A 16,696-nucleotide genomic window follows, 5' to 3' on the forward strand; every position below is an offset into this window, starting at 1 on the left:
AGTTCGGCGAGAAGCGCAAGCGAACGAAGCGGCTCAACGAGGGGCTGCGGGACGTCGAGATGATCGGCGGCAACCTGAGCTTGCCGGACCACGTCGTCAAGATGGCAGCACAGTTCCTCCGAAGCGCCTCGGAGGCACGGCTGCCGGGCGGGCGGATGGCCTGGGAGGCACTCGCCGGCGGCGCCGTCCTGCTGGCCGCGCGGTCCTCATCGGTCGACCGGGACGAGATCGACGTCGCGGTCGCGACGCACACCAAAGCGCCCCACGAGCGAGTGTGCGCTGCGGCGCGGAAGATCCGGTGTGAATGCGGGTTCGACGCGCCGCTCATCAGACCCAACGCCGTGATGGCGGTCGTCGACGCGCTCGATGACGACGCCATCCCCGGGGCGCGAGCCGTGCGGACGTGGCGACTGGCTCAACACCTGATGAAACTCGGCGATCAGGTGCCGGTCGGGCCGGGAACGCCACGGTGCACCGTCGCGGCGTCAGCGCTGTACGCGGCGGATCGCCTGCTGTCGCGCAAGCACCTCACCCAGGAGCAGGTCGCCGCGGTGGCGAGCACGATCGTACCGACATCCCGGAATCGGATCGCGCGGTACAGTCGGGAGCTGGTCGACGCCTACGAAGCCAAACACGGCACCGACGACCCGGGTGTCGGCCTCGAAGAGGAACGGGACACCCTGCGTTGAGCGGGGCGCTCCCCCGTTTTTTATGGCGACCTCCGCCCGTGGACGCCCCTCCACCCCACCCACCGCTCCGTGCTCGCTCCCTGCGGTCGCTGCGCGCGCAGCCACAACCTCGCTGACAGGCGCGTCACGCAGCTGGTGAGACTATATCTGGAACTAGCTCCGGACGGTTTTCGACATCTGACCGTCCGCCCAAACTGACTCCTCATAGATATCAACCTCAACCTCCGCCGATTCCGGGAGGTCACCTACGTCGACTATTACGATAACCGGATGAACTCGGTCCACTTCCTTGCTTACAGTTGCCAAACTCTCCTGCTGATTTTCTGTCAACCTAACCCGGTTCCCACTCGATACCGCTTTCACCTCCACCGCATAGTACGCCAACAGATCCGTCGTCGGGTCTACCTCCTCTCGCGAATGGGGCGGACTTGGCGTGCCCTCCACTGGTGTCAGTGCCTGCACCATGAGAATATCGTCAGGTATCCAGCCTTGCGAATACCCCCAGTCACCATCCTCCGGCAACGTAACACCCTCCAATACCCCTAGATGAACTTCCTCCGTCAGATTCCGACTCTTCGAATGAATCCGGATGTCGTCTCTGCTATACTTCTTCCCCTCAGGCCGGTCAATCACGTGTGTAATAATCGCCTCCTCCAGCGGCTCTGGGAAACCCCCGTATCGCCCTGCAATCATCTCTGCAATCAATCCCACATCCATCCTCGACAAATCATACGTAACCATCGGTCTCTACTTTCTCCGTCCTTCTACCAGCCGCTTTGTATTAGGTGGTTCCGTGCCCAAACAGCTCCCAATTCTGAACTGCTAAGGTTCGACTCGTGTCTGAAAGGCCGATTCATCCGTAAGAGCCACTCTCAACGGAATCTACGAATTCTGTAGGTTTGTCGTACCCACGAGGAGCGGAGTGAGAAACGAATGAAGGCTGTTCCATCATATACAGTCGATAGAGAGACTGCAGGGACGCTCCGCGAATGGCTGTTCGAGAACGCGGTCGAGAAACACGGCGAGTCCGAGATCTCCGAGCCACTCGCTGAACTGGCGGCCGCCATCGATGGCGTGCTCTACGAGCAGGCAGAGGCCGTCGAACTCGGTGTATGGGCACAGACGGATCCTCTGGGGCACCGAGACACATCACACGTCGACGGGAGCTCAGTCGATAAGCCCCGATCAGATGACGCACGCGACCCAGCCGAGCCTGCTGCTCTCGATGTGGGCATCAGCAAGCCAGATCGCATCTACGACACGCTTCCCGATTCGGCCTGGCAGCTCGATCACGAGCAGTCCATAACGAACCAGGAGCGATCCCCGACAGCAGCGTCTCACGGCAGAGCGACACCGACAGAGACCTCCCGCACACGACGGCAACAGCACCGTCCATCAGTCCGGTATCGCACCGCGTACGAGTGTTCCGTGTGCGGGAGCGTTCGTGAGTTAGAAACCTCGCTTCGAGTCTGTGCGTTCGTCGATGAGTGTCCCAGCTGCGGAGCAGTCGCTCGCTTTACTGCGGGCGGGATTCCCACACCGTTCAGGAAGAGCTGAAGACGCCTATTACAGTCTCTTTCAGCCAGTTCCCTTGACTGTCGGAGATAGCTACGGGAACACCTGATAGAAGCCGGTCAAGCCGGTTTGACGGATTCGATCACAGGTATCGATGAACGTCGCTCCCTGATCGTCCTCTCTGTGTTGCTCGATGAAATCCGGATAGCCGAGCAACTGGAGGTACGCATTAGCAAACTGGATGAGCGTCTTCACTGCGGCCTTCATGAAGTGGTATGGTTCGATGTAGCCCGCAGCAGCCCAGTCTGCCTGATACAAGCCCCACTCAGTGAGCGGATCATAGGGTAGGGGATCGTCATCCATCTCGCGGTAGTACCGCTCGAAGGCATCCCGATCTGTCTCATTGAATCGGTCAAGTGGGATGAATCCCGCTGTGGACACGCCGCTCAGCTCCCCCACGCTTTTTGCTCGCGAGCCGGGATTTCGGATCGAATGACCAACTCAGAGCCAATTCAGTGTCCCGTCTGTAGTTGGACCGGCCAACATAATGATTTAGAAGAAACCGCCGATGGAACCGTTTGTCCGGTCTGTCACCAGACACTGGTCGTGGAATAAATCCCCGAATGTTCGTGAGTACTTGTCACACGTTATTTGACAGTTCTCTACAAAGCCAACCATAATGTCCCGAGCCGTCGCCCACGAACTGGCCGAATATCTCGAGCAGCGGGCCGGTGACTCCTTGCGCGCGGTCGGCCACTACTCGACGGACGACTATGAGATTGTCTACCTTCGAGATGATGTGCGTGAGCAGTACTCCGATGACGAGATCGGGGAGATCGTTGAGGAGCTCCGCTGGGAAAGCTTCGCCAAACCAACTCAGGAACGTCAGTACCGCCTTGGGAGCCTCACCTGTTCGATTCAGACGTTCGAGGACGGTGTCGTGATGCACTTTCCGTACGACGACCAGCACGGAACACTCGTCTCGCTCGATCCGGGGGCCGCCCGTCAGTTGATGCAGTTCATCGACGACTGTCTCACACGGATCGAGCGGGCGCAGTCCGAGTAGCGGCTGTTCGGCCCGCCCTGTAAGGGGCATCGCGTCGCCGTCGCCCCGTGTCGGTCAATCCGACACGGACTCGATCGTCTGGACAATTTTGCTGTAGACATCTGGCGCACAATACCAACCCTCGTCGATCATCGCATCAATCACGGTTCGGGCATCGTCGCCACTAATCGTACCCGCCTTCGCGAGTTTTAGGATGAGATACGCCGTTCCTCGCGTTGTGATGCCCTCGGCCGCCGCGACGTCACGCCCATACGTCTCGTCCATCACGGCCACCCCGTCGTGGGCGCTGGCACAGGCGAGGACGGCAGCATCGGCGTCGCTGAGACTCTCGTTTGTTTGGAGTCGGGACAGAAGCGATGTCGTCTCAACGGATACGACATCGAACTGTCCGGCGTCGACGCTTCGTTCGATGCGCCGTGCATCCGGAAACCCTTCTTCGAGGCCGGTGGTAACGACCTCTTCATACACGGGCTCGGGGATTACACACGACACCTCGAGATCCTGGACGAGCGTGAGCCGGTCGACCTTCGCGAGGTAGATGAGGGGCGTGGCGTCGAAGACCCACATTCACAGCGCCTCGAGATCCGCGTCGAGATGGTCGTCATCGACCCAAGTGATATCGCGCTCCTTGGCCAACTGGGCGAAGTCCCAGACCGACAGTCCTGCCAGCTCAGCCGCTTTGCTGAATGTGATGGACCCAGCCGCAAGCTGATCGAGGGCCCGTTCGCGTCGCCACTCTTCGAGGCCCTCAGAGAGGAGTTTCCGAACGGCCGTACTCCGGTCGAGGTTTTCGTCTTCGAGATACGCGTCGAGTTCGGCCTCTAATTCGTCTGGGACGCGTGCCGAAATCGTTCCCATAATGTTTACATCGTGTGCAACGCATACAAATCCTTCGGCGTCCAACAGCGATCCCCAATAGAAATCGACAACAAGGGTCATCAATTGTATCGATGGTACCGAATGGGTGAGAGCGACGCCCGCCGCCGTGAGAGCGTTTTTGCGGCCGGAAACGGTTGAAGGGGTCCTACGCGGAAATATACGTAGCAATACTTGCTTACCGTATCCGAAGCCATTCGTGGTTAATCATATCATCAACAACCAAGATTCGGCGGCAGTAGCGTTCATTCGCCATCGAGGTTACGAGCGTCGAGGTCGCCAGCGAGATACTGCTCTCCCGTTCGCGTGATATCGTAGACGCCGTTGCCGAGGTGGACGAGGAGGCCGTATTTGACGAGCGTCTTGCACCGGGCGTTGATGTGTTGGCGGGAGAATCGCACGCGATCGCTGTCCGTCATTTCTTTCGGGGTATCGGGGCCGGCTTCAGATAGATGCTCTAGAATACGGTCATCGGCGCGAGACATCCAGTCGGCGTCAAAGCGCATAATCTCTTCTGGTTGCGCCGACGCTATCCCGGACGCGCTAAGTCAAGTAGCGAAGCGATTAGCAACTGTAATTGACTTCCACAGTTTTAAACAGCTCCTACCCTAAGCCTCAGGCGTTCAGATGTCCTATTCATCTACAAACGGATCGGGAAGTTCGACTGGCCTCGTCGTAGACATCGTCGAGACACTGGAAGAGTATGGGCTTGACCAGGGGGAGTACCAGCTACATAATTCAGTCGACATTGAAGCAATCGAACAGCTCTTTGCGTCATCCGATGGGAACGTGGCGGTCCACTTCCCCGTAGAGGGAGTGCACCTCGCAGTGACACCGGATAGCATTGAGGTGCTGAGCGACGAATCGACTGGTTCGACTGCTCAATAGAAGGGGCTCTCTCTGATACATCGCAACACAATCAGCCTCCCGTGGATGCTACGTATACAGCCGCTTAGCCGACTCCCACCAATCACGTCGATTAAATGGGTAGTCTCCCGTAGTATGTTACAATGAGGGAGCTGTATCGAGCGATGAGTCGATGGTCGGTCACCGTCCTTGGGTTTCTATTTTTACTGCTCACGCTCGGCCACGTTATCACCAATGGTGATGAGCCGACGATCGACTTTCTCGAGATCTCGTTCCCGTTTGCTGTCAGCCTTGGTCTGATTGTCGGAGGCATTTGGCTTGAAAAAACACAGTCCGTTGACCGCATTATCCGACTCGTGAAGTGGACGCTCGGGGGCGCCATCGTCGGAATCGCTGTTAACATCTGGTTCATCTTCGTCATCGCACTCGAACAGACGCCTGCCGGTGACCCAATCGTACTCACCCTTAACGGGGCGGGCATTTTTATGACGGCTGGGATCCTCCTCGGCTACTATGCGACGGGGCTGGAAGCCCGGGAACAGCAACTCGAACTCTCAGAGCAACGATTCCGGGCCCTGACGGAGAATTCCTCGTTCAGCGTCATCACAATCGATGCCGCGGGGACAATTCAATACGCGAACGAGGCAGTGGACGACCTTTTCGGATATCCGCCATCGGAATTACGCGGTGAGCCAATAGCTACGCTGATGCCCGAGCGGTTTCGTGAGTCACACCGAGCTGGTATGAGTCGATACCTCGCCGAGGGGGAGCGGACGCTCGATTGGAATAGCGTCGAACTTACCGGGCAGCATGCCACAGGCAGGGAGTTTCCCGTTGAGATAAGCTTCGGGGAGTACACCGTCGATGGTGACACGATCTTCACCGGTGTTATTCGTGACATTACCGACCGAAAGCAGGCAGAATCCGACCTTGAAACCCATACCGAGCGCGTGACACAGCTCCACGATATCGCGTCGTCCCTCTCGGGTGTGTGTACTGAGTCCGAAGTCTATCAACGAACCGTTGAGTATGCCGCTGACCTGTTTCCATGTGATGTTGCCCGCGTGTCGATTATCGCCGACAACCAGCTAGTGCCGACCGCGAGTTCGGCCGAGGAATCACTTGCCGAGTGTACGCCGGAGCCGATGCCACTCGGATACGGCGTGATGAGCTATCGGGGACAGGAACCGATCTGTATTGCCGATATTACTGATACCCGTTCCACACGGACAGCACCAACCGAGGGTACTCGAGAAACACCGGCATCGACTCCCGACACCGATGAACAACACGACGCGGGGACCACCGAGCAGTACCGCGCGCTGTTGAGTGTGCCGCTCGGCGAGTACGGTGTCTTACAACTCTTTGCGACCGAGACGGCCGTGTTCGATGAGCGAGACGAGGAGTTAGCGGAACTCCTCGCGACGCACGTCACGACGAGCCTCGATCGAATCAATGCCGAAGCCACGATTCGGCATGAACGCGATCGCCTCGAAGAGTTTGCCAACATTCTCTCGCACGATCTCCGGAATCCACTCAACGTCGCGCAGGGCCGGTTGGAGTTCATTGAAACAGAGGACGCCGATGCTGACCATATCGCTGCCATCGTCCGCGCGCTGGATCGGATGGAACGACTCATCGACGATATGCTGACACTCGCTCGCGAAGGCGATGCCGTCGGTGAAACGGAGGCAGTAGCACTACGTGCGGTTGCCACACAGGCATGGGAGAATGTTGCGACCGACGCAGCGTCCCTTGAAGTCGAAGACACTGTCCAGCTCGACGCGGACGCCAGTCGTCTCGTCCAAGCGTTCGAGAATCTGTATCGAAATGCGATCGAACACGGCGGCGATGGGGTCACGATCCGCGTTGGCACCCTCGAGAACGGGTTCTATATCGAGGATACCGGCCCCGGTATTCCGGCGGAGGAACGAGACGATGTCTTTGAGAGCGGGTACACGACTAACCAAGATGGGACCGGGTTCGGGCTCGCGATCGTCAAGCGCATCGTCGAGGCCCACGGGTGGGAGATTGAGGTCACAACCGGGCGCGACGGTGGCGCCCGGTTTGAAGTCTTAGGGGTCTGATTCTCCCGGAATGTGTGTGGGGTGCCGGGGACGAAGGACATCCCCGTCGTTACGAAGCGGCGGGCAATCGGATCTCGATGGCCGCACCCGGTTGCTCTTCGAGGACATCGAGTTCGCCATCGAGACTAGTCACGATCCAGTAGACGAGCCAGAGCCCCAGCCGTTGGCCGTGAACCAGGGGCGTCTCCTCGCCGCTGAGAAGCACGGATTGCTCGATGTCAGGTAGCCCGGGTCCATCATCCAGCACGCGAACCACGACCTCGTCGTCGGTGACCGCAATCTCGACCGTGACCGTCGGTTTGTCACCGGCGTGCGTGGCTGCGTTATCGACGAGCTCCCAGATCGCCGTCTCGAGCCGTGGGGCGGTCTGTGCAACGGCAGTATTCGGAGTATCAACCGTGATCGACGCCCCGGAATGCGCCTCGTCGATTTGGGTCGCAGCCCGGGATACGAGGGGAACGACGTCGATCGGTTCGGGCTGGGGTGGTGCATCAAGGTTTTCTTCGAGTTTTTGTGCTGTTTCGCTGAGATCGATCAGTCGCTCGGCGGTGTTGTGAATTCGCTGAGCCAGTTCCGCGTCGTCCCCAGTGAGGGAGTCCTCAAGGAGTTCAGTATAGCCTCGAATGACGCCCATATCGTTGCGGAGGTTGTGTCGAAGGACCCGATGGATTACGCTGATCAGGCGGTCTCGTCGCTTCCGGTCGGTCGCATCGCGCGACATCCCCTGGACGGCAACGATATCGACTGGCATTCGGTCCGCCGGTGGCACGTCAGCATCGTAAATAGGCGTGCCTCGGATGTCAGCATACACGACCTCACCGGATTTTGTTTCGAGGGGCAGATACGTCTCCTCCACCGTCTCACCAGCCAGCACACATTCATATAGTGCCTGTGCTGTTTCCGCGGTCTCCGCATCGGGAAGCACGACTGTAAACTGACGCCCACGAAGTTCATCAGGGGTGTAGCCCAGCAGCTCCTCAACCGAGGGAGAATGGTAGGTGAACTCCCCGTCGAGATCGATCCGGAACAGTAAATCGAAGCTGGCGTCGATCACAGCACGATAAATTTCACGGCGTTCCGCGAGCGTTCGTTCTCGTTCCGCAAGGTCTCGCTCGTAGTTTCGCTGCCCGATCTCGTAGCCCACCACCTGGGCAATCAGGTACGTGAATGATTTCTCGGCCTCAGTGAACGGTTCTGCACGCGGGTCCTGTGCCGAGAAACACACGGTCCCGAATGGCTCATCGTCGACGACAATTGGAGCGCCATGATAACAGCTGAGCTGGTGGGTCTCGAATGCGGGATCGTCTTCCCACCCTGCATCGAGCGCGTCTGCAAACGAGACAATCCCTTCGTTCTGGATGGTACGTCGACAGTACGAGGTCGTGAGAGCGAGCTCAAGGCCGGGCGGAATCGGTCCGTCCACAGAGTCGGTGCTGACGATAGCCGTCCATTCGTTCCGCTCCTGCTCGATCTGTGTGATGTATCCGTGATCGACGCCGAAGTACTCGACGCCGAGCTGGAGGATAGCTTCGAACCGGTCAAACAACGGGCGGCCACTCCGCATAATTTCATACAGCCGTGAATAGGCCTCAGTCTGCTTTAGCGCCCGACCCTGCTCGCTCATAGGCGAGGGATCCCCATATGCGTAGAACAGACGCGAGTCTGAAAACAGTTGTCACACTTCTGTCACCCAGATATTCAAAACCAGGTTTGTAGGAACCCGTCGTGTACGCAACGCTCTCCTCCGCTGGTCGCTGTCGCCTTGTGCGTCACTCGGGACCGTCCATTCCAGTATGCGTCAACCGTTATCGTCGTTTGGTATCAAAATCGCCTACCCCAAGGGATCACTTCAGTTGGGCACTCGCTACAGTCTCCACGAGTCAGCGATGGAGTGGATTGGAGAGCTGACCGAGGACGAGCTCAAGCCAGCGGCATAGTGACAGGGGTCGTGTGACTGCGTTCGTCAGAAGCAACATTACCAGCCGCCGAGCCACCACTTTTAATCATTATTCGTCCTACGTATCTTTCGAGATCATAATGGCACCCTCCGTCCCAAGAAACTCAGATACATCTCCCGATCTACTCGTTGAAATTGTCGAGACACTGGAAGCTCACGGGCTACCGAGCGAATCGTATCAGCTCCACGACGCCGTCGATGTCGAGGCACTCGAGCAGCTTCTCGCATCCTCATCCGGCGACGTCGAGGTCCGGTTCACCGTGGAGGGGATCCAGCTCGTCGTCACCCACGACGGCGTCGACATCCTCCTCGACGAACCTACCGAGGTACCAGACCAATAGCGCGATCAGATTCGTCGACGGAGACACTCCCTGAAGGCCCTCGGCCGCTTGGCATCCCGCGACTACGCGAGACTTCGTCTTGCTGGCTCTCATTCGCTGCGCCCGTGAGAACGCCGCTACGCGCCTCGTCCCTGCGGTGCTTGCGGGGTCGGGGGACGACCGAGATGTCCTCGCCCTTTCTGAGTCCGCCAGGTTGGCGGGTGTGACAGCGAGCGCCGACATCGGATATGTGGTGTTCGTGACGGCTCGCGCCGCTCTCCGCACCGCCCGCACCCGTCCGGGCTAAAATGCATATGCCCTCAGCGCCGGTGGGTAAGCGCGAAGAGTTAGAGATCCTGCCACTGTGTGACGTGGACGGCTACCACGAGAGCGAGGACTGCCCCGAACCCAAGAATGGCAAACGGCACTCCAACACCCTGAGTAGTATCAAGTACCATCAACTGGCGCAACCCACGATGGAAGTGATAGATCGGCGTGAGCGTCGCAACCGTCTGCAAGTACTCTGGCATCAAGTCCAGCTCCCAAAACACCCCGGAAACGAACATCATCGGTAACGCGATTGCCATACCAAGGCTCGTCGCCGCGTCGGATCCCTCGACGAGACTTCCCAGTGTCATTCCGAATCCGGTGAACGTGATCGCCCCCAGTAGGATCAACCCGATCGCCAGCGGACCGGGAATAACCGTCACGTCAAAGACGAGATGAGCGACTATCACCATCACACCCGTAATGACGAGGGCTAGGACGGCCTGCTGGAGGACGTTCGCAAGAATCCAATCTCGCTTTCGGAGTGGAGTTGCGATCAGCCGTTTGAGGGTTCCATCGCCGCTGAACTCGGCGAGTAGTGCTGGGAGTGTGATGAGTCCGTTGATCATCACCACCGCTGCGATCAATGCGGGGAGATAGTAGTCGACCCCTTCGACGTTCCGACTCCCAAGGTCGTCGCTCACGACAGTCGTCGGGGGTGTTTCAACCCCGATCGCGTCGGAGTTGAACTGGGCGACAACACTCGACAGAATGCCTCGAATCGCGGGGGCCGCCTGGTCATCACTTGCCGACAGGAACACGATTTCGGCTGGCCCCGTCGCGTTCGTTCCGTTCGGCGTCGCGTTCAGTCCTTGGCGAATTTGTGCCCGATTCGTCTGATTAATTTGCCCACCGGCACGGGTCATCGTATCGAGAATAACGGACTGACGGGCTTCACGACTTCCAGCACGTACCTTGTCGGCAAATCCATGGGGAATGACCACGACACGCGTCGCGCCAGCCGATCCGCGTTGCCGGCTCCACTCCGTGATATTGCGCCCGGCGGGAATCGATTGAACCTCTAGTGTCTCGACCCCCTCCAGAGCGTCGATGAACGACGTCGAGAGGTTCGTGGGGGTCCCGTCTGGTCCGAGATCGTTGTTCTGGACATGGACCGTGAACTCGGCGGCTCCGCCACCGAAGACGGCACTGAAGATGAGAAGCAGGATGACTGGAAAGAGGAACGCAAAGAAGACAGCCTCGCGGTTCCGGAGCCAATCCTTCGAGAGCGCGACCAACAGCGGCCAAATTCTGGTCATCGAAGCTCACCACTGCTCCCGACGGTCCCCCCAGCGAGTTGGAGGAAGACATCCTCCATCCCGGCGCCAGTGAGTTCGATCGAGTGATCACCCTCAATATCGAGCAACTGCCCGAACGCCTCTTGAGCGTCGTACCGATCTTCGAAAATCCCGACGAGATTGCCTGTGTCGTCTTGATACACATCGGTGGCAACGGAGCGAAGCCGTGCTTCGAGTTCCCCGCGTTGGTCTTCTGTTGGGTCCACGACGAGCTTGACATCGCCGCCGTAGGTCTCGACGAGGTCAGCGACCGTATCGACAGCGACGATCCCGCCATCGACCAGCAGTGCGGCACGATCAGCCAGTTCCTCAACCTCTTCCATGTAGTGGGTCGTCAGCACGACTGTCGTTCCGAGGTCGGTCAACCGTTCAATCTGCTCCCATGTGGACTGTCTGGCGGCAGGATCGAGGCCTGTGGTCGGCTCGTCCAAGAAGAGGACATCCGGGTCACTCACGAGCGCCATTGCGATTCCCGTCCGGCGTTGGTATCCACCGGAGAGGGTAGCAAATCGTGTGTCGGCATACTCGGATAGGTCGAGCCGCTCGAGTATATCGTCCGGGTCACGTCCCTTCTCGTACATCTGTCGAGCGAGCGCCACGTTTTCGTGGACGGTCAGCCGATCAAATGTGTGAAACGACTGTGGAACAACGCCGATCCGTTGCTTGATGCGCCGTGATTGCTCACCTACATCGTAGCCCAGCACTTGAGCGACGCCGCTCGTCGGGGTTCGGAGGCACTCAAGAATTTCTACTGTCGTTGTCTTTCCGGCCCCGTTTGGCCCGACCAGTGCAAAGATTTCGTTTGGGTATACCTCAAACGAGACACGTTCGACCGCTGTCGTGTCGCCGTAGGTTTTCGTCAGGTCTGTAACTGAAATGACTGGATCGGTCGATTCTGTGGTCATCCGCTGAGATGGGTGGGATATCTCTCCCGTCGGCCAGTCATTCGTTTCTGGCCAGCAGATCTTGAGTTGAAACGGCCCGTAGAGACACTGAGACGATATTCGACTGGCATATGTCTCCCATCTAAGGCGATTGGTTTAAAAATACCTTTGACCAGTATACCGGCCATATCTCTTTCCTGTTCTTCAGCGCTTGAACTCACGCTCTGTATTCCACAAGTTGACTGATTCATCATTTGTAGAGTTCAGCATAAGGTGGCGGTTCACACGTGCAGGCGTACTGAGACATAGCCTATTTTGTCTACGTACTGGCCCGCCCTGCTCGCCGCTGCCGCCCGCCGCGTCGCTTGTGACTGACCCTCTTTGGAGACACATTAATGAGCCCACCGCTCTTTCGTTCAGATAGACCCCATGGCTACGGATCGGCGGCGTGACGCCGTCAAGGACAAAGAGCAGCTCGCAACCACGATCGGGCTCTACGTCCTCGGTGAGATCTCGCTTGGCAAGGCTGCCGAGCGCACCGGTGTCACTCGCTGGGAGATGGAGGAGATCCTCCAAGAAGCCGGCGTCGAACTGCGGCTCGGGCCACAATCTATAGAGGACCTCGTTGACGAAGTCGACGTCGCGCTTGACCGCGACTAATGGGGAGTCTCCCTATCCAGGGATAGGGAAAGTATCCAATAAGCCGCACCGCTTGGCATTACGCCACAGATTCCGGTATCCCTCGCCGTCAGATCGTCGTCGAAAGACGCTCGATGCGATCAGCGGTTCCCTTGACTGCGTCTTTCTCCTCGAGACGACTCACGATATCCTGTAGTTCAACCGTGGTGTAATCGAGTTCCTGCTGGAGGGCAGGCATAGATTTCGGTTCGTCGAGGGCGTGAAGCACTTCGAGTTCCTCGTATACGCGCTCTGTAATCTCCGCGACCGGCTCATGCAGGGGTGTCCTCACGTTGTGTTGCTCGGTGAGATCGGCCAACGCCTCGTTCACGTATGTCACGAATAGCTCTTGGTCCAAGAGGTCGATCTGCGCGGCGAGTTCTGCTTCGACGACGTCGAAATCGAGGTCAGTCTGCAGCAGCGAAAACATATCTTCGATATCGTCCACCCGTCCGGCGACCGCCTTGAATAGGAAGATGTCCTCTGGGCTCACGAGTTCGACCACCAAGTTGCTGGGGTTGAGGTACCGCTCGCTACGCTTCCGAATCCCGTCAGAAAGAACCAGTTTATCGATTACCTGCTGGTGAAAGATGTCGATTCGACACCCATCATCGTTCTCAAAGATTCGCTGAGCACCGAGCGCTTCGTATTCTTCGTCCGGTTCCCGAACGATATCGTAACCAAGTTCGAGCAGTACTGCTTGGAGCTGCCCGAGGTCATCACCGGATGCGACGATGAGATCGATATCCTTGGTAGTGGTCTTGAGATCCTGGAACGCCATTGCCCCACCGCCGATCAAGAAGACAGTGAGCGGGTCGTCTAGCTGCTCGCCGATGCGCTCGAGCTCCGACCGAATGTACGAACTGTCGAATCGCGCCCTCATGCTGACACCCCGTAGTCCGCAGCCAATTCTTGGAACTCTTCCCACTCGGGAAGTCGAGATGCCCGCTCCTCGCCACTCGTGTCGAGATACGTGAGCAAGTCCTCGACGAGATCGTCGACGCCGTACTTTGTGGCCTGGTCACGCAGTTCGTCACGGTCGACGTCAACGTGGCTGAGCAGGAGCAGACAGTATGACTGGGTACGTGCGCCCGAATCGATCACGAGCATATGACAGCACAGCTTCGCCGGCGAGAGATCATTCATCGTCTCTGAATGGAAATAGTACCGACGGTCGCGGGCCAGAAGGGGCAGGTCGTAGGTCTGGAAACGCTCTGGCCCCGTCGAAAGGAAGTTCTCGGCGGTAATCTCATCTGCGGTCTGGACGAGGAACTCGTCGAGTGACTCCCAGAGAATGGTGTAGGTGTCGGTGTGTTGTTCGACGGTCTGGCGATGGTCGTGGTGAACGAGTTCCCGAGCAAGCGTACTCAGTTGTTCGAATCCCTCGTTCAGCACATATGCATCCTCGTCAGTTTCGTAGATGATCCCTCGATGCTGAAGTGGATCGAGGGCGCGATGGACGGTACTCCTGTGAATGTTGGCCCGGCGTGCGAGCTCCATTGCGACCCGCGGTGTTTCAAGATAGTAGAGAACGCGGAGCGTCGCGCCCGACAACAGTTCAGGCCATTCGATGTGCGAATACTCTTGGGTGATGTCTGCGAGGAGTTCGAGTGCTTTCGCGTCCGATGGCCGGATCTGCTTTGTTTTCCCTTGTCGACGCGTCTCGACGAGTCCGGTCGCTTCGAGACGATCGACAAGTTCAGACGTGTAGCTGAGACTGCGGTCCAGCTTGGTCGCAAATTCGGAGACTGTCTGCTCACCGTGAAGGACGGTGAGCGCGCGAACCTCGCCTTCGGTAAGCATCTGTTGCGTAGATACGAACCGATATTTAAATAACTTCGCTATCTCGCAACGAGTATGACTGACTCAGCTGAAGTTGCTGGGTGAGCAACACGATGAAGGCCCTCGGCCGTTCACGGGCGGCGCGCCGCCCGTTAGCTCGGGAGAGCCTGCTCTCCCGGTGACCGAGACGGCCTCGCCCTTTCTGAGTCCACCAGGACGTCAGCTGGATCGCCGAGTGTCGCGGCCGGCTGACAAGTGTGTACGTAACGGCCCGCCCCGCTCGCCGCTGCCGCCCTCCGCGTCGCTCGCGACCGACCATTCCGGGCATGCGGGCGCTCTCCACACCGCCCGCGCCCGTTCCGGGCTAAAATGAATGTGCCCTCGGCGCCAGCGGGTATCCCCGTCGGTTGCGCCCCTTGCGGGCTTTCGCGTTCCAGCGCTTGGTGCCGCCTGCGCTGTCGTGCGCCACACCGCGGCGCACGTTCTCGGCGACAGTCGCCCTGGACACGGACCCGCCCATCGGGCCGGACACGAACGGGCATATCCCGCTGGCCGCTCGCTCCGGGCGGGTCGGCGCGCGGGGCTGGATGGTCGTCCGCCTCGGGCGCGCTCTCGCTCGCGCCCACAGGGCGCTCGCGAAGGCGCGAGCGAGAGCGCGCAGACGAGTCTGTCGGTCGTTGTCGTCGAGGAAATCCGCGATGTTGGTGCATCGCGGTGTCGGGCGCGTGAGCGCCTTCAGGAACCGGTGAGTTCCAATGTCTAGTAACAACGTCACCACGGATGTAGTTTCGGTCGATGAACAGGCTTTCGAGAAACACGATGAAGGCGAAGTCGACGAGAATGGCTTCGAAGTCGTCGACGAGACACCGGAGTTCCGGGCGACGGTCGACATGGAAGTGCAGGCGAAAGTCGATTCCAACCACCCAGACGCGCGCGTCAAGGAAGGCCCGGATCACCTGTTCGGGAAGACCCTCGAACAGGAAGAGCGCATCAAGGCACGAGAGGCCGAGTTGGAACACATCAGTGCCCAGGCGGAACTCAGTCAGCAGGAGGGGCGTGCGAAGCGGACGCGAGACATCGCAGCGAAGCGAAGCGCTGAGCGGCGTGTGAAGTTCCAGAAGCGGGCAGCGAGCGTGAATCCGATGGCTGACCCGGAGCGAGACGATCCTCGTGCAGAGCTCACGCAGGAGCAGTTGGCGGCGGTGAACAAGCAGTCGATGCGGCTGGCGGAGAAGCTGGATGGCTGGTCGCGAGCAGCGATTGGCCGGCGGCTGGGTGAAGCCGTCGTCGGTGGGAAAGACCTAACGAGTGCAGTCGTCGGGGTGTTCGAGGAGTTGCAGACGGCGCCTGGGACGGTGATCCCCATTGGGAAGCTCGAGGACGTCAATCGCAAAGAGGTGAGCATCGAAGGTCGAGTCGAAGTACTCTGGGATGCGGACTCGCCGGCCATCGCTCAAGTCGGGCTGATCGCAGACGACAGTGGAAAAACGAAGGTGACGATCTGGGAGAAATCAGATGCGCCGTGGATTGAAGAGGGCGAGCAGGTGCGTATTCACAAGGTAGCCCGGAACTGGTACGAGGGGCGCGTCTCACTGGCTGTCACTGGGTGGAGCACCATTATGTTCCCTGAGCGCGGTCGGTGGTGGGAATAGCCGGTCGGCGCACCCCTTTTTTGCTGGTGTGTACGCGGTCACCGCCACCTCCCACCACCTCCACGGTCCGGGCTGCTCACGGCGCTCACGCGCCGTTTCGCGGCCGGGCTTTCGCCACCGCAGCCCATCAGTGTCAGCGCTGTCCCGTGTGGTGTGTATGTGCCCCCTGATGGGTGAGGGGCACTCCGAGAGACGCGATCCGCGTGAGTCCCCTCGTGAGTATCCATGGCAATCAGAGACATCTACGTAACTGACTTCGACGAGGACGGTCAGACTGAGTCGAACCCTAACCAGTGCCCCGAATGCGACGGCCGGGTCACTACCAACGCAGTCGAAACCATCTGCGAGGACTGTGGCCTGGTCATCGACGAACAGCGTATCGATCACGGGCCGGAGTGGCGAGGGTTCGACGAAGACGAACGGGAGCGAACGGGCGCTCCGTTGACGGCGGCACGACACGATCGTGGGTTGTCGACGGAGATCGGCCGCGGAACCGATGCAAACGGGAACAGCCTCTCCGAGCAGAAGCGACGCCGGCTGTTCCGGATGCGCCGTGAACAGACGCGTGGGCGGTTTCAGTCGAAAGCTGAACGCAACCTTGCACACGGACTCAGTGAAGTTCGCCGGATCAGTAGTGCACTCGAACTGTCCGAGACGCTTCGTGACCAGGCCTGCCAGCTCTTCCGGAGTGCCCAGAA

The 16,696-nt window shown here is 59.0% G+C and carries 18 protein-coding genes and 1 pseudogene; 9 read left to right on the forward strand and 10 right to left on the reverse strand.

All coding sequences use genetic code 11. The features are described 5' to 3' along the window. Window positions 1-689: pseudogene (locus ACQUQ1_RS20440) on the forward strand (transcription initiation factor IIB); the annotation flags it as partial. Window positions 690-842: 153 nt separating this feature from the next. Here ACQUQ1_RS20440 and ACQUQ1_RS20445 read toward each other — a convergent pair. Then, entirely contained in the window at window positions 843-1,430 is a 588-nt protein-coding gene (locus tag ACQUQ1_RS20445) for a hypothetical protein (protein WP_435066099.1), read from the reverse strand. A 192-nt stretch (window positions 1,431-1,622) separates the two neighbouring features. On the opposite strand from ACQUQ1_RS20445, the gene ACQUQ1_RS20450 reads away from it, so the two are divergent. Beyond that, a complete protein-coding gene (locus ACQUQ1_RS20450; protein ID WP_435066100.1) occupies window positions 1,623-2,246 on the forward strand; it encodes a hypothetical protein in 624 nt (207 codons plus the stop codon). Between the two features lie 51 nt (window positions 2,247-2,297). On the opposite strand, the gene ACQUQ1_RS20455 is transcribed toward ACQUQ1_RS20450, so the two are convergent. Then, window positions 2,298-2,663, reverse strand: coding sequence for a hypothetical protein (locus ACQUQ1_RS20455; RefSeq protein WP_435066101.1), 366 nt, complete (start codon window positions 2,661-2,663; stop codon window positions 2,298-2,300). A 220-nt stretch (window positions 2,664-2,883) separates the two neighbouring features. On the opposite strand from ACQUQ1_RS20455, the gene ACQUQ1_RS20460 reads away from it, so the two are divergent. Beyond that, window positions 2,884-3,270 (forward strand): DUF7522 family protein, encoded by a 387-nt coding sequence (locus ACQUQ1_RS20460; protein WP_435066102.1) that lies wholly within the window; start codon window positions 2,884-2,886, stop codon window positions 3,268-3,270. A gap of 54 nt (window positions 3,271-3,324) precedes the next feature. Here ACQUQ1_RS20460 and ACQUQ1_RS20465 read toward each other — a convergent pair whose 3' ends face one another. The 3 genes from ACQUQ1_RS20465 to ACQUQ1_RS20475 all read right to left on the reverse strand — a co-directional run bounded on the left by ACQUQ1_RS20465 (window position 3,325) and on the right by ACQUQ1_RS20475 (window position 4,652). Then, on the reverse strand, window positions 3,325-3,837 hold the full coding sequence (locus ACQUQ1_RS20465; protein WP_435066103.1) for a DUF3368 domain-containing protein: 513 nt from the start codon (window positions 3,835-3,837) through the stop codon (window positions 3,325-3,327). Continuing rightward, window positions 3,838-4,128: a UPF0175 family protein gene (locus ACQUQ1_RS20470; protein ID WP_435066104.1), complete on the reverse strand. Its 291-nt coding sequence runs from the start codon at window positions 4,126-4,128 to the stop codon at window positions 3,838-3,840. Between the two features lie 263 nt (window positions 4,129-4,391). Continuing rightward, entirely contained in the window at window positions 4,392-4,652 is a 261-nt protein-coding gene (locus ACQUQ1_RS20475) for a MarR family transcriptional regulator (protein ID WP_435066105.1), read from the reverse strand. A gap of 121 nt (window positions 4,653-4,773) precedes the next feature. Here ACQUQ1_RS20475 and ACQUQ1_RS20480 point away from each other — a divergent pair, with 121 nt between their 5' ends. Together ACQUQ1_RS20480 and ACQUQ1_RS20485 are read left to right on the forward strand one after the other, a co-directional pair. Then, entirely contained in the window at window positions 4,774-5,034 is a 261-nt protein-coding gene (locus ACQUQ1_RS20480; protein ID WP_435066106.1) for a HalOD1 output domain-containing protein, read from the forward strand. A 122-nt stretch (window positions 5,035-5,156) separates the two neighbouring features. Then, window positions 5,157-7,100: a PAS domain S-box protein gene (locus ACQUQ1_RS20485; protein WP_435066107.1), complete on the forward strand. Its 1,944-nt coding sequence runs from the start codon at window positions 5,157-5,159 to the stop codon at window positions 7,098-7,100. Window positions 7,101-7,149: 49 nt separating this feature from the next. Here the strand turns inward: ACQUQ1_RS20485 and ACQUQ1_RS20490 are convergent, their stop codons facing one another. Continuing rightward, a complete protein-coding gene (locus ACQUQ1_RS20490; protein WP_435066108.1) occupies window positions 7,150-8,724 on the reverse strand; it encodes a PAS domain S-box protein in 1,575 nt (524 codons plus the stop codon). Window positions 8,725-9,137: 413 nt separating this feature from the next. On the opposite strand from ACQUQ1_RS20490, the gene ACQUQ1_RS20495 reads away from it, so the two are divergent. Beyond that, the gene (locus ACQUQ1_RS20495) at window positions 9,138-9,398 is read left to right on the forward strand and encodes a HalOD1 output domain-containing protein (protein WP_435066109.1); all 261 of its coding nucleotides are present in this window, start codon (window positions 9,138-9,140) and stop codon (window positions 9,396-9,398) included. A gap of 326 nt (window positions 9,399-9,724) precedes the next feature. Here ACQUQ1_RS20495 and ACQUQ1_RS20500 read toward each other — a convergent pair whose 3' ends face one another. After that, window positions 9,725-10,963, reverse strand: a complete 1,239-nt coding sequence (locus ACQUQ1_RS20500; RefSeq protein WP_435066110.1) for an ABC transporter permease — start codon at window positions 10,961-10,963, stop codon at window positions 9,725-9,727. Beyond that, window positions 10,960-11,907, reverse strand: a complete 948-nt coding sequence (locus ACQUQ1_RS20505) for an ABC transporter ATP-binding protein (protein ID WP_435066111.1) — start codon at window positions 11,905-11,907, stop codon at window positions 10,960-10,962. Before ACQUQ1_RS20505 ends, ACQUQ1_RS20500 begins: the two co-directional genes overlap by 4 nt. Before the next feature lie 408 nt (window positions 11,908-12,315). Here ACQUQ1_RS20505 and ACQUQ1_RS20510 point away from each other — a divergent pair, with 408 nt between their 5' ends. Then, window positions 12,316-12,546 (forward strand): UPF0175 family protein, encoded by a 231-nt coding sequence (locus ACQUQ1_RS20510; RefSeq protein WP_435066112.1) that lies wholly within the window; start codon window positions 12,316-12,318, stop codon window positions 12,544-12,546. 88 nt (window positions 12,547-12,634) lie between these two features. Here the strand turns inward: ACQUQ1_RS20510 and ACQUQ1_RS20515 are convergent, their stop codons facing one another. Both ACQUQ1_RS20515 and ACQUQ1_RS20520 read right to left on the reverse strand, forming a co-directional pair. Then, window positions 12,635-13,447, reverse strand: coding sequence for a DUF6036 family nucleotidyltransferase (locus ACQUQ1_RS20515; protein ID WP_435066113.1), 813 nt, complete (start codon window positions 13,445-13,447; stop codon window positions 12,635-12,637). Next, complete coding sequence (locus ACQUQ1_RS20520) at window positions 13,444-14,367, reverse strand: MarR family transcriptional regulator (RefSeq protein ID WP_435066114.1); 924 nt, start codon at window positions 14,365-14,367, stop codon at window positions 13,444-13,446. Before ACQUQ1_RS20520 ends, ACQUQ1_RS20515 begins: the two co-directional genes overlap by 4 nt. A gap of 734 nt (window positions 14,368-15,101) precedes the next feature. Here ACQUQ1_RS20520 and ACQUQ1_RS20525 point away from each other — a divergent pair. Then, on the forward strand, window positions 15,102-15,998 hold the full coding sequence (locus ACQUQ1_RS20525) for a DNA-binding protein (protein WP_435066115.1): 897 nt from the start codon (window positions 15,102-15,104) through the stop codon (window positions 15,996-15,998). A 225-nt stretch (window positions 15,999-16,223) separates the two neighbouring features. Beyond that, a partial coding sequence (locus ACQUQ1_RS20530; RefSeq protein WP_435066116.1) for a transcription initiation factor IIB occupies window positions 16,224-16,696 on the forward strand: 473 nt, incomplete at its 3' end.

Origin of the sequence: Halobaculum sp. EA56 (genome assembly GCF_051195075.1) — an archaeon.
GTDB lineage: Archaea > Halobacteriota > Halobacteria > Halobacteriales > Haloferacaceae > Halobaculum.